Annotated in this window: 10 protein-coding genes, 1 tRNA gene and 1 pseudogene; 8 read left to right on the plus strand and 4 right to left on the minus strand. The window is 67.2% G+C overall.

Going from position 1 to position 12,487, the window contains the following annotated elements; translation table 11 throughout:
• Nucleotides 1-6: 6 nt before the first annotated feature.
• Nucleotides 7-978 carry a protein-methionine-sulfoxide reductase catalytic subunit MsrP gene (msrP, locus tag LC490_RS05345; protein WP_223619515.1) on the minus strand — a complete coding sequence of 324 codons (972 nt, stop codon included), beginning with the start codon at nt 976-978 and terminating at the stop codon, nt 7-9.
• A gap of 160 nt (nt 979-1,138) precedes the next feature.
• On the opposite strand from msrP, the gene serC reads away from it, so the two are divergent.
• The 4 genes from serC to aroA all read left to right on the plus strand — a co-directional run bounded on the left by serC (nt 1,139) and on the right by aroA (nt 6,089).
• Nucleotides 1,139-2,224: a 3-phosphoserine/phosphohydroxythreonine transaminase gene (gene serC / locus LC490_RS05350; protein WP_031371720.1), complete on the plus strand. Its 1,086-nt coding sequence runs from the start codon at nt 1,139-1,141 to the stop codon at nt 2,222-2,224.
• 141 nt (nt 2,225-2,365) lie between these two features.
• Nucleotides 2,366-3,586, plus strand: coding sequence for a prephenate dehydratase (pheA, locus tag LC490_RS05355; RefSeq protein ID WP_031371719.1), 1,221 nt, complete (start codon nt 2,366-2,368; stop codon nt 3,584-3,586).
• Nucleotides 3,583-4,767 (plus strand): histidinol-phosphate transaminase, encoded by a 1,185-nt coding sequence (gene hisC, locus LC490_RS05360; RefSeq protein ID WP_223619516.1) that lies wholly within the window; start codon nt 3,583-3,585, stop codon nt 4,765-4,767. Before pheA ends, hisC begins: the two co-directional genes overlap by 4 nt.
• Nucleotides 4,764-6,089: a 3-phosphoshikimate 1-carboxyvinyltransferase gene (gene aroA / locus LC490_RS05365; protein WP_223619517.1), complete on the plus strand. Its 1,326-nt coding sequence runs from the start codon at nt 4,764-4,766 to the stop codon at nt 6,087-6,089. Before hisC ends, aroA begins: the two co-directional genes overlap by 4 nt.
• A 213-nt stretch (nt 6,090-6,302) precedes the next feature.
• Here the strand turns inward: aroA and LC490_RS05370 are convergent, their stop codons facing one another.
• Both LC490_RS05370 and LC490_RS05375 read right to left on the minus strand, forming a co-directional pair.
• On the minus strand, nt 6,303-6,926 hold the full coding sequence (locus LC490_RS05370) for an energy transducer TonB (protein ID WP_223619518.1): 624 nt from the start codon (nt 6,924-6,926) through the stop codon (nt 6,303-6,305).
• Between the two features lie 135 nt (nt 6,927-7,061).
• Nucleotides 7,062-7,730: an energy transducer TonB gene (locus LC490_RS05375; RefSeq protein WP_223619519.1), complete on the minus strand. Its 669-nt coding sequence runs from the start codon at nt 7,728-7,730 to the stop codon at nt 7,062-7,064.
• A 193-nt stretch (nt 7,731-7,923) separates the two neighbouring features.
• On the opposite strand from LC490_RS05375, the gene serS reads away from it, so the two are divergent.
• The gene (gene serS, locus LC490_RS05380) at nt 7,924-9,216 is read left to right on the plus strand and encodes a serine--tRNA ligase (protein WP_223619520.1); all 1,293 of its coding nucleotides are present in this window, start codon (nt 7,924-7,926) and stop codon (nt 9,214-9,216) included.
• Between the two features lie 31 nt (nt 9,217-9,247).
• Complete coding sequence (locus LC490_RS05385) at nt 9,248-9,631, plus strand: hypothetical protein (protein ID WP_223619521.1); 384 nt, start codon at nt 9,248-9,250, stop codon at nt 9,629-9,631.
• 137 nt (nt 9,632-9,768) lie between these two features.
• Here LC490_RS05385 and LC490_RS05390 read toward each other — a convergent pair whose 3' ends face one another.
• Nucleotides 9,769-10,347, minus strand: a complete 579-nt coding sequence (locus LC490_RS05390) for an NAD(P)H-dependent oxidoreductase (protein WP_223619522.1) — start codon at nt 10,345-10,347, stop codon at nt 9,769-9,771.
• A gap of 116 nt (nt 10,348-10,463) precedes the next feature.
• Here LC490_RS05390 and LC490_RS05395 point away from each other — a divergent pair.
• Both LC490_RS05395 and LC490_RS05400 read left to right on the plus strand, forming a co-directional pair.
• A pseudogene (locus LC490_RS05395) lies at nt 10,464-11,357 on the plus strand (LysR family transcriptional regulator); the annotation flags it as partial.
• A gap of 273 nt (nt 11,358-11,630) precedes the next feature.
• Nucleotides 11,631-11,720: transfer RNA gene (locus tag LC490_RS05400), tRNA-Ser, on the plus strand.
• Nucleotides 11,721-12,487 lie beyond the last annotated feature (767 nt).

Here is a 12,487-nt window from a genome sequence, read left to right on the forward strand (position 1 = left end):
GCCATCTCAGAACCAGAGCCGCAGGCTCATGCCGGCATACAGGCTGGCGACCTGGTCGCCGTAGCCGTTGAACAAGCGGGTCGGGATGCGGTCGACGAACAACTTGCTGCCGGTGCCGGCGATGCGGCGCTCGGTCTTCTGGCTCCAGCGCGGGTGGTCGACGCTCGGGTTCACGTTGGAGAAGAACCCGTATTCGCTGGGTTGCAGGTCGTTCCAACTGGTCAGCGGCCGGCGCTCGACGAAGGTGATGGCGATGATCGACTTGATGCTCTTGAAGCCGTACTTCCACGGCACCACCAGGCGCAACGGCGCGCCGTTCTGTTGCGGCAGGGATTTGCCGTACAGACCGGTGGCGAGCAGGGTCAGCGGGTGCATGGCCTCGTCGATGCGCAGGCCTTCGCGATACGGCCAGTTGATGGACGGATAGGCGAGGCCCGGCATCTGCTTGCGGTCGGCCAGGGTGGTGAAGGCGACGTACTTGGCCTTCGAGGTCGGCTCGAAGCGCTTGAGCACGTCGGCCAGCGGCACCCCCAGCCACGGGATCACCATCGACCACCCCTCGACGCAGCGCAGCCGGTAGATCCGCTCCTGCGGGGCCAGGCCCTTGATCAGGTCCTCCAGCGAGAGCCTGCCCGGCTTGGCGCAGGCGCCGCCGACCGCGACCGTCCACGGACTGGTGCGCAGGGTCCGCTCGGCCCGCGACGGGTCGGACTTGTCGGTGCCGAACTCATAGAAGTTGTTGTAGGTGGTGATGTCCTCGTAGCGGGTCAGGACTTCGTCGGTGCGGAAGCCGGCCTTCATCTGTTCCGGGCTCGCCGCCGGCAGCGACCTCGGCGCCGGGGGTTCGGCCTCGGCGCAGCCGGACAGGCCCAGCGCCGGGGTCAGGGCGAAGGCGGCCAGCAGGCGCCGGCGTTCGCGGTAGACGGCCTCGTCGGTGATCTGAGAGGAGGGGATAGCGAGGGCATCGCGCAACGACATGAGACGGCTCCGGCGGGGCGGGTTCCGAGTCCTCCAGACATACGGGACCCGATATGAGGATAGAGGCAGCCAACGGGGCAAAAGTTGCGCGCGAAACGGAGGCGCACACGGTGTTGCACTGCGGCATACTGAGGGGCCAACCCCCACTACGGAGTTTCCGATGTCCCGCGCTTTCAACTTTAGTGCCGGTCCCGCGACCCTGCCCGAACCGGTCCTGCTGCAGGCGCAGTCGGAACTGCTGGAGTGGAACAACGCCGGGGCCTCGATCGTAGAACTCAGCCACCGCGGCCCGGAGTTCATCCAGGTCGCCGCCGAGGCCGAGCGCGACCTGCGCGCGCTGATGTCGATCCCCGAAGATTACGCCGTGTTGTTCCTGCAGGGCGGTGCGACCGCGCAGCAGGCGCTGATCGCGTTGAACTTCGCCAACCCGGGCCAGACCGTCGACTACGTGGTCACCGGCCACTGGGGCAAGACCGCGCTCAAGCAGGTCAAGCCCTACGTCAACGCCAACATCGCCGCCAACGGCGAGGCCGACGGCTTCCGCACCATCCCGGCGCGCGACACCTGGGCCCTGTCCAAGGACGCGGCCTACGTCCACTACACCGCCAACGAGACCATCCACGGCGTCGAGTTCCGCGACATCCCCGACACCGGCGACGTGCCGTTGATCGGCGACTTCAGCTCCAGCATCGTCTCCGAACCGCTCGACGTGTCGAAGTTCGGGGTGATCTACGCCGGCGCGCAGAAGAACCTCGGCCCGGTCGGCGTCAGCGTGGTCATCGTCAAGCGCGAACTGCTCGAACGCGCCGGCCAGCCGCGCGCCGAGATCTTCGACTACCGCGCCCACGTCAAGGGCGAGTCGATGCTCAACACGCCGCCGACCTGGAACTGGTATCTGGCCGGCCTGGTGTTCAAGTGGATGCTGGCCGAGGGCGGCGTGGAAGAATTCGCCAAGCGCAACGACCGCAAGTCCAAGCTGCTGTACGGCGTGATCGACAACTCCGGCGGTTTCTACCGCAACGAAGTCGCCCCCGCCGCGCGCTCGCGCATGAACGTGCCGTTCTTCCTCAAGGACGAAGCGCTCGACAAGCCCTTCCTCAAGCAAGCGCAGGACGCGGGCCTGATCTCGCTCAAGGGCCATCGCGCCCTGGGCGGCATGCGCGCCTCGATCTACAACGCGATGCCTGAGCAGGGCGTGCAAGCGCTCGCGGCCTTCATGCAGGACTTCCAGCAACGGCACGGGTAAGCCGCCGCGCTTGGCCGATGCCGCATCGGCATCGGCCGCGGCTGCGAACGCCCGGCCTCGGATGGCCGGGCCGTGCGATCCGAAGGCTTCGTGTTCCAGCAGGGACGGCATCGCAACACCTTCGGTAGCGACGAGACGACAATGACCGACAAGTCACGCAAGACCAAGCAAGCAGACAGCAAGCCGCCGGCCAAGCCCGGCAAGCAGAAACCGGCCGCCGCCAAGGGCGCGACCGAAAAGAAGCCCGCCGGCAAGGCGAAAGCCGGGTCGGAACCGGCCGTGGTCAGTCCCGACCTGGCGCTGCTGCGCGAGCGCATCGACGGCATCGACCGGCACATCCAAGAACTGATCGGCGAGCGCGCGCAGTTCGCCAACCAGGTCGGCAAGGCCAAGGGCAAGCTCGCCGCCGCGGTCGATTACTACCGCCCCGAGCGCGAGGCCCAGGTGCTGCGCCGGGTGGTCGACCGCAACGACGGCCCGCTCAACGACGAAGTGCTGGTGCGCCTGTTCCGCGAAATCATGTCGGCTTGCCTGGCCCAGCAGGAGCCGCTCAAGATCGGCTTTCTCGGCCCGGAAGGCACGCACTCGCAGCAGGCGGTGTACAAGCACTTCGGCCACTCGATCCACGGCCTGCCGCTGGCGAGCATCGAGGAAGTGTTCCAGGAAGTCGAAGCCGGCAGCGCCGATTTCGGCGTGGTCCCGGTCGAGAACTCGACCCAGGGCACGATCCAGTCGACCCTCGACATGTTCCTGACTTCCAAGCTCAAGATCAGCGGCGAAGTCGAGCTGCGCGTGCATCAGCATCTGCTCTCGCGCAGCGGCCGCATCGAGGACATCGAACGCGTCTATTCGCACCCGCAGTCGTTCGCCCAGTGCAAGGCCTGGTTGCGCGAGTACCTGCCGAAAGCCGAGAAGATCGCGGTGTCGAGCAACGCCGAAGCTGCGCGCAGGGCGCGCAATGCCGACGACGCCGCTGCGATCGCCGGCGCCAGCGCCGGCAGCGTGTACGGGCTGCGCACGGTGGCCGGGCCGATCGAAGACCGGCCCGACAACACCACGCGCTTTTTGGTGATCGGCCGCGAGCTGTTCACGCCTTCGGGCAACGACCGTACCTCGCTGCTGATCTTCATCAAGGACCAGCCGGGCGCGCTCTATAACGTGCTGTCGCCGTTCGCCAAGCGCGGCCTGAGCATGAACCGCATCGAGTCGCGTCCGGGCCACACCGGCCGTTGGCAGTACGCCTTCTTCGTCGACATCGGCGGGCACGTGCAGGAGCCGGCGATGCGCGAAGCGCTGGAAGAACTGGAAGAGCTGGCGCACGAAGTGAAGGTGCTCGGTTCCTACCCGGTGGCGATCGCATGAGCGCGCCGGCCACGCAAGCGCAAGAGCCTGCCAGTCGCGAGGGCAGGGACACACCGGCCTATGACGAAGCCTGGTTCGCCGCGCGCGCGCAGGCCGGCATCCAGCGCCTGAAGGCCTACGACCCGGGGCACGACCTGGTCGCGCTGCGGCGCCGTTTCGGCGAGGCCAACCTCGCCGAGCTGGGCTCCAACGAAAACCCCTACGGCCCGTCGCCGCAGGCGCGCGCGGCGATCCTCGATGCGCTGCACGCGCTGCATCGTTATCCCGACCCGCTCGGCGCCGATCTCAAGCGCGCGCTGGCCGCGAAGCACGGCGTCGACGTCGCCCAGATCCAGCTCGGCAACGGCTCGCACGAATTGCTGATGCAACTGGCGCAGGTGTTCGCCGGCCCCGGCGACGAGGTGGTGTTCTCGCGTTACGGTTTCGCCGTGTTCGCGCTCGCGACCCAGGCTGCCGGCGCGACGATGCGCATCGTCGAGGCCTTGCCGCGCGACGCGGCGATGCCCTGCGGCCACGACCTCGATGCGATCGCGGCCGCGATCGGCCCGGCCACGCGCCTGGTTTACGTGGCCAATCCGAACAACCCCACCGGCACCTGGTTCGGCCGCGAGGCGATGATCGATTTCCTCGATCGCGTGCCCTCCGACGTGCTGGTGGTGATGGACGAGGCCTACGCCGAAATGGCCGACGCGCCGGACTATGCCAGCGCGCTGTCTTTGCTCGGCCGTTATCCCAACCTCGCCATCACCCGCACCTTCAGCAAGGCCTATGGCCTGGCCGGCTTGCGGGTCGGTTATCTGCTCGCCCAGCCCGGCCTGGTCCAGGTCATGGACCGGCTGCGCGAAAGCTTCAACGTCAACGGCCCCGCCCTGGCCGCGTGCGTCGCGGCGCTCGCCGACGAGGCGCACCTGGACTGGGCCTGCGCGCGCAACGCCGAGCAGCGCGCCGCGCTGGCGGCGGCCTTGCAGCAGCGCGGCCTGCGCGTCTTCCCCTCGCAGACGAATTTCGTCCTGGTCGAGTTCGGTCCGCGCACCGCGCAGATCGAAGCGGCCCTGGTCGAGCGCGGCGTGATCCTGCGGCCGATGGCCGGCTACGGGCTCGCCGATTGCCTGCGGATCAGTGTCGGCTCGCCCGACGAAAACCGTCGCCTGCTGGCGGCATTGGACCAAGTGCTGACATGAGTGCGCTCATCGAAGAACAAGCGGCCTGGACGGCCGGATCGGGTTCGCCCCTGCGCGGTTCGCTGCGCGTGCCGGGCGACAAATCGGTTTCGCACCGGGCGGTCATGCTCGGCGCGCTGGCCGAAGGCGTCACCCGCGTCACCGGTTTTCTGGAAGGCGAGGACACCCGCGCCACCGCGCGCGTGTTCGAGCGCCTGGGCGTGCGCATCGAGACGCCGAGCGCGAGCGAACGCATCGTCCACGGCGTCGGCATGCACGGCCTGCGCGGCGTCGCCGAAGCGCTGGACTGCGGCAACGCCGGCACCGGCATGCGCCTGCTCGCCGGCGTGCTGGCCGGGCAGGATTTCGACAGCGTGCTGATCGGCGATGCCTCGTTGTCGAAGCGGCCGATGCGCCGCGTCACCGAGCCGCTTGCGGCGATGGGCGCGCAGATCGACACCGAAGACGGCGGCCTGCCGCCGCTGCGCATCCGCGGCGGCCGTTCGCTGCAGGGCATCGAATACACCTTGCCGGTCGCCAGCGCGCAGGTGAAGTCGGCGCTGTTGCTGGCCGGCCTGTATGCCTACGGCGACACCGTGGTGCACGAACCGCATCCGACCCGCGACTATACCGAGCGCATGCTCGCCGCGTTCGGCTGGCCGATCGAATTCTCGCCCGGCTACGCGCGCCTGAGCGGCGGCCACGTGCTGCGCGCGACCGGCATCGCCGTGCCGGCCGACTTCTCTTCGGCCGCGTTCTTCCTGGTCGCCGCGAGCGTGGTGCCCGGTTCGGACCTGCGCCTGGAAGCGGTCGGCATGAACCCGCGCCGCACCGGCCTGTTGGCGGCGTTGCGCCTGATGGGCGCCGACATCGTCGAGGAAAACCCGCGCGCCGAAGGCGGCGAGCCGGTCGCCGACCTGCGGGTGCGCTACGCGCCGCTGCACGGCATCGACGTGCCGGAAGCGCTGGTGCCGGACATGATCGACGAGTTCCCGGCTTTGTTCATCGCCGCGGCCACCGCCAAGGGCCGCACCACGATCCGCGGCGCCGCCGAGTTGCGGGTCAAGGAATCCGACCGCATCGCGACCATGGCCACCGGCCTGCGCGCGCTCGGCGCGAACATCGTCGAGACGCCCGACGGCGCAATCATCGAAGGCGGCGCCTTGCACGGCGGCGAAGTCGACAGCCACGGCGATCACCGCATCGCCATGAGCTTCGTGATCGCGGCGCAACTGGCGAGCGGCGAAGTGCGCATCGGCGACGTCGCCAACGTCGCGACTTCGTTCCCGGGCTTCGAGGCCTTGGCGGCGAAGGCGGGCATGCGGGTCGGCCCGGCCGAGTAGGGCGCCGAGACGAACTGATCGGCAACTAAAACGGCGGCCTTGGGCCGCCGTTCTTGTGTGTGGGCGATGCTTGAGAGTCAACCGATAGCGTAATGGCCGGCTTTCGCCATCATGGCCGCTTATCTCGGCTTACCGACGCGATGTCCATTGAGAGTGTCGCGATTGCCTGCTTTCACCATCATGGCCGCCTATCTAGGCCTGCGGCCGGAATGTTCATTGGCGTGGCTTGAACTCCACCGGCTGCTCCACCACCGAGGCCACTTCGCGGCCGTCGCGGGTCGCCGGGCGGAAGCGCCAATCGCGCACCGCGACCAAGGCGGCGCGATCGAGTTCGCGCGAACCGCTGTGGCGCGCGACCTCGACTTCTTCGGGCAGGCCGTCGGCGCCGACGTTGACGCGCAGGACCACGGTGCCGCCTTCGCCGCGGCGCAAGGCGCCGGCCGGGTAGCGCGGTGCGGCATTGTCTGCGGCCAAGGGCAGTGCCTCGGTCGAACGTGGCGGGTCGATCTTCGCCGTAGCTTCGGTCACCGGTTTCGCCGCGGCTTCGGCGGCGGCGGCCGCTGTAACGGCGGTCTTGCGCGCGATGCTGGGCGTCGCTTCGGCGACTGCGTTGCGCTCGATCGGCGGGACGATGACCAGCGGCATCGCCGGGGCCGGCGGCGGCGCCGGCGGACGCTTGCCGTAGTAGTACCAGCCCATGAAAGTGGCACCGAGCAGGAGCAGCAGCAACCACAGACCGGTGGAACTCGGTGCGACTTCGATCGCATCGGCTTCGGGGGCCGGCGTGGCCTCGAAATCGTGGCTATTCGGGTCCAATGGATGTGATGCAACGCTCATTTTTGGCCTCCTTTCTGCGGTCCCGGGGGCGCAACCGAGCGCCGAGCTTCCAAGCGCGGTCGTTAGCCAGCGGTGAACGGAAGGTAAAGAAGATTCAGGCGAGCGACAGGCAGGCCACGGATTAAAAGACGCCGATCACTGGTTCGCGTTGAAGGTGATCGGCACGATCACCGCATCGGCGACCGGACGGCCGTTGCGCATCGCCGGGCGGAAGCGCCAGTAACGCACCGCATTCATTGCCGCACGGTCGAGCAGGCGCGAGCCGCTGCCCTCGATGACCTGCAGTTCGCTCAAGGAACCCTGTTCGTCGACCGTCACCCGGATCCGCACCGTGCCGCCTTCGCCGCGGCGCAGGGCCTGCGCCGGGTACTGCGGCGGGCGGTTGCCGGGCAGCGGCGTGGCCGGCGTCTGCGCGGCGGTGGAAGCGGCGGGCGCGGCCGGCGGCGCACTCGGCATGGTTTGCGGCGGTGCCGGCGGGTTCGGGTTTTCGACCAACTCGGCGCGCTCTTCGTCCTGGCCGGGCGCCGCGGCCTGCGGCGCTTGCTGTGCAGACGGGGCGACACCGTCGCCGCCGGCCCCGGCCGGCGCCGGCAAGGGCGCGTACTGCGGCGTGGTGCCGGCCGGCAGCGCGCCGTCGGCACGGTAGAAGTCGTCGCTGTTATTGCGGTTGCTCGACCACACCCATGCGAACAGCCCCAGGCCGACGGCGAAGGCCCCCAGCACCAACAGCCAGGCCTTGCCCGAAGGGCGCCAGGCGGCGAAATCGAAGGAGCGGCGCGACGGAGCGGGGGGCGTGGTCGACATGGGCGGTCCGAATATGCGTTGGGCCGCATTCTGCAACGAAATGCCCGAAAGCGTGCTCCGCGGACCCCGATCGCCCCCTATTGCGTCCTCGATCCGGCCCCGATCCGCCGTCTCCGGCAAGCGCAAGGTTCGCGAAAACCGCCGAGTGACGCGATAATCTGCGGTTCTTCTCGCCACTGCGACCGGCTACGCCATGCTCGATCCGACCCTGCTGCGCCAACAGCCCGCCGAACTCGCCGCACGCCTGCGCGAAACGCGCGGCTACGCCCTCGACCCGGCCGTGCTGGAATCGCTGGAAAGCGAGCGCAAGCAGATCCAGGTGCGCACCCAGGAGCTGCAGAACCTGCGCAACACGCGCTCCAAGGCGATCGGCCAGGCCAAGGCCAAGGGCGAGGACGTCGCTCCGTTGATGGCCGAGGTCGCCGCGTTCGGCGACGAGCTCAAGGCCAGCGAAGCGCGCCTGGAAACGATCAAGGCCGAAATCGAAGCGATCGCGCTCGGCATCCCGAACCTGCCGCACGCCACCGTGCCGGCCGGCAAGGACGAGACCGACAACGTCGAGACCCATCGTTGGGGCACGCCGCGTACGTTCGACTTCGAGATCAAGGATCACGTCGAACTCGGCGCCCGCAACGGCTGGCTCGACGGCGACACCGCGGCCAAGCTGTCCGGCGCACGCTTCACCGTGCTGCGCGGCGGCCTGGCGCGTCTGCATCGCGCCCTGGCCCAATTCATGATCGACCTGCACACCGAGCAGCACGGCTACCAGGAAACCAGCGTGCCCCTGCTGGTCAACGCCGACTCGATGCGCGGCACCGGCCAGTTGCCGAAGTTCGAGGACGACCTGTTCGCGACCGTGGTCGGCGAGGGCGAGGCGGCGAGCAAGCGCTATCTGATCCCGACCTCGGAAGTGCCGCTGACCAACATCGTCCGCGACGAAATCGTCGAAGACGCGGCGATGCCGCTGCGCATGACCGCGCACTCGATGTGTTTCCGCGCCGAAGCCGGCAGCCACGGCCGCGACACCCGCGGCATGATCCGCCAGCACCAGTTCGAGAAGGTCGAACTGGTCAGCATCGTGCGCCCGGACGAAAGCTACGAGGAACACGAGCGCATGACCCGCTGCGCCGAAGTCGTGCTGGAAACCCTCGGCCTGCCGTACAAGCGCATGCTGCTGTGCACCGGCGACATGGGTTTCGCCGCGACCAAGACCTACGACCTGGAAGTCTGGCTGCCGAGCCAGAACACCTATCGCGAGATTTCCTCCTGCTCGAACTGCGAGGCCTTCCAGGCCCGCCGCATGCAGGCGCGCTGGCGCAACCCGGCCACCGGCAAGCCCGAGCTCGCCCACACTCTCAACGGCTCCGGTGTCGCCGTCGGCCGCGCCATGATCGCGGTGATGGAGAACTACCAGAACGCCGACGGCTCGATCACTGTGCCCGAGGCGCTGCGCCGCTACATGGGTGGCGTCGAAGTCCTAAGCTGACCGGCCATCGCGCCGCATGGAAGGCAAGCGCATGAACCTAGACACGGAAGCACTCGACTACTACCTGACCGTCGCGACGATGGTCGGCCCTGCCTTCGTCGGCTTCTTCGTCCTGCAGTACGCGATGTTGATTGGCCGCAACCGCAAACGCTCCGCGCCGCTGTCGGGCTGGGGTGTGGCCGGGCGCGCCGCGGTCGGCGTGATCGTCGGCAGCGCGGTGGGGTTCGGCGCACTCTGGCTGACCATGTACGTCCCGTCCTACCTCACCGGCGACTTCCAGGGGCTGCCGTGGCTGATGATGTTCATCGCCATGCCGGTCGGCGGGCTGGTCGCGTTGGGCGTCAGTCATTGTTTGAGTCGGTGGTTAGTTGTGCGGGCACGCGGCGACGTCGTCACCACTCCCGCCGCGCCCTGATCTTTCCGGGCTGCTTGCGTTTCGATCGCGCAAGAAAAAAGCCGGGCCTGTCAGGACCCGGCTAATTCCGACGCGGGGGGAGGAAGCGTCGGACTTGGAGCTACACGGTTGGGCGGGGCAGACTCGATCGCGAAGACTTACGCGGCCCGACGCAACGGCAATGGAATCGATGCGTGCGCCGCAGCGAGCGCGTCGGCACGATGCTGAGGTGAGTAGGCCACACCTTCCGCTCGCACGAACTCGACATTCGTCACGCCGATGAATGCGAGTACGTGACGCAGGTAGGCCTCTTGGAAATCGCTCGGCGCATCGGTGTGGAAACCGCCGCGGCCGCTGACCACGATCGCGCGCTTGCCGGTCGCCAGACCCTCCGGACCCTTCTCGGTGTAGCGGAAGGTCTTGCCGGCGACCGCGACGCGGTCGACCCAGGCCTTCAGGGTCGAAGGAATGCCGAAGTTGTACATCGGAGCGCCAAGGACAATCACGTCGGCCGCCAGGAATTGTTGCAGGATGCGCTCTGACTCCTCGGCTTCGGCCGGATCGGCCTTGGCCAGCGAACGGCCGGTAAGATGCGGGATCGGGTCGGCATCCAGGTCGCGGTAGTCGATCGTCAGGCCCGGCACCTCGTCCTGCCAACGCGCCGCCACCGCCGCGCTAAGCTCACGGGTCACGGAATTGGCGCCCAGGGCGCTCGAATCGATATGCAACAGCTTCATGGTGGACCTCGGTGGCTCGGTCGGAGCCGGTAAAGCGGGCGTCGCCGCGTTGGAGCAAAGTCTGTATCGTTGCTTCGGTGGGATAAAGATGCTTCAATGTCACTTATTGTTCTAATATTGGAACTATCGTCATGCACGATTTGAACGACCTGTATTACTTCGCGATGGTCGTCGACCACGCCGGCTTCGCCGCCGCCGAACGCGCCCTGGGCATTCCGAAGTCGCGCCTCAGCCGGCGCATCAGCCAGCTCGAGACCGACCTGGGCGTGCGCCTGCTGCAGCGTTCCACCCGCCGCTTCGCCGTCACCGAAGTCGGCAACAGCGTCTACCGCCATGCGCAATCGATGCTGGCCGAGGCCCAGGCCGCCCGCGAAGTCGTCGATCGCCTCAGCGCCGAGCCGCGTGGCGTGATCCGGGTCAGCGTGCCGGTCGGCCTGGCCCAGCAGCAGATCCCCAAGCTGCTACCCGAATTCCTCGCCAAATACCCGCAGGTCCGGGTGCAGTTGAACGTCAGCAACCGCCGCGTCGACATCATCAACGAAGGCGTCGACGTGGCCCTGCGCGTGCGTTCCAAGCTCGACGACGACGGCAGCCTGGTCATGCGCAGCTTCGGCCAGATCCAGGAACTGCTGGTCGCCAGCCCGAAGTACCTGACCCGCATGGGCCGCCCGAGCAACCCCGACGAACTGTCCGACCACGTCACCCTGAGCATCAGCGAAGACGATGCCCGCCAGCGCTGGGAACTGCACGGCCCCGACGGCGAAGTGCGCCGGGTCGAACTCAAGCCGCGGGTGATGGGCTTCGACTTCCCGATGCTGATGGCGCTGGCCGAGCAGGGCGTCGGCATCACCCTGCTGCCCGAGACCGTCTGCGCCGAAGCCGTGCGCCGCGGCGACCTGGAAGTGGTGCTGCCGAACTGGCGCCTGCCGCAGGGCATCTTCCACGCCGTGTTCGCCTCGCGCCGCGGCCTGCTGCCGGCGGTGCGCGTGTTCATCGACTTCCTGGCCGAAAAGGCCCCGTCCCTGGTCGAGTCCGCGCGCCTGCAGTGCAGCGACATCAAGGGCATCCCGTGCCCCGACGGCATTGCCCGCCACGACAAGAAGCACGACAAGTCGCTGAAGATTTCCGCTCCGGCGGGCTGAAAGCCGCCGGCGCGAGGCCGGCGACGCAACCGCCGGCGGCATGAGAGAATGCCCCGCGCCCGGTGCAAGACCGGGCGCCCAGGGCGGTTCGCAAGGAACCGCCCGCGACGGACCCAAGGACCGTCGCCGCAAGACCTCAACGGAGAGATGGCCGAGTGGTTTAAGGCAGCGGTCTTGAAAACCGCCGAAGGGTTAAACCTTCCGTGGGTTCGAATCCCACTCTCTCCGCCATTTCGTATTCCCACTATTGAGCTGAATCAGCTTCGATGAAGCTGCGTGGCCATTTTTCTACGCCTTATGTCTCGCCCAGCGAAGGTATGACCGTTCCGGTAAGCGATCTCCGTTAACTAAAGTTATCGGTTCTTTCGCCGGAGAAACGCGCATGGCAGTCAAGAAGATTCACCCGCCAAAACCGCCAAAACCGCCAGATAGACTACAAAACATGCAAACGCTGCGGCCCCTCGGCAAGACGAAGTGGGTGCGCGCGCACTGGCGTTGGGATTACTCCACTCGGATATGGGAATGGGTGCTCGGTCACTGGAGTAAATAAAGTGTGTCTCTGAGGCCAGGCGGATTGGCTCTATTCATCTTGTTAGCCGACGAAGGGGCATCCAATGATCCGGTCGTCTGTTATGGCTCTAGTGCTCATAGCTGGGTCCGTCGTAGCAGCAGAGCAACAACGGAGTGTTCCCACTCGGTTTCTAGGTGAGTGGAACAAAAACGTGGAGCACTGCGGTACCGGCCTCAATGATTCCCGACTCAGAATTAGCGTAGATCGTATCCGTTTCTACGAAAGTGGCGGCCCGGTACGGGCAGTTGTTACTCAAGGGGAGTTCGATCTAGCGGTGATTGCCGAGCTATCCGGCCACGGCCAAACATGGCTCTCATACGGACACTTCCGCCTTTCGGCAGATCACACCTATCTGACGGACGTAACCGGCGACCGCTCCTCCCTTGTGCGGTACCGCTGCCCCATGGGTTCCAAGTAAATAGGTGGC

It is taken from the genome of Lysobacter sp. ESA13C (assembly GCF_019970005.1).
Classification (GTDB): domain Bacteria; phylum Pseudomonadota; class Gammaproteobacteria; order Xanthomonadales; family Xanthomonadaceae; genus Lysobacter; species Lysobacter antibioticus_B.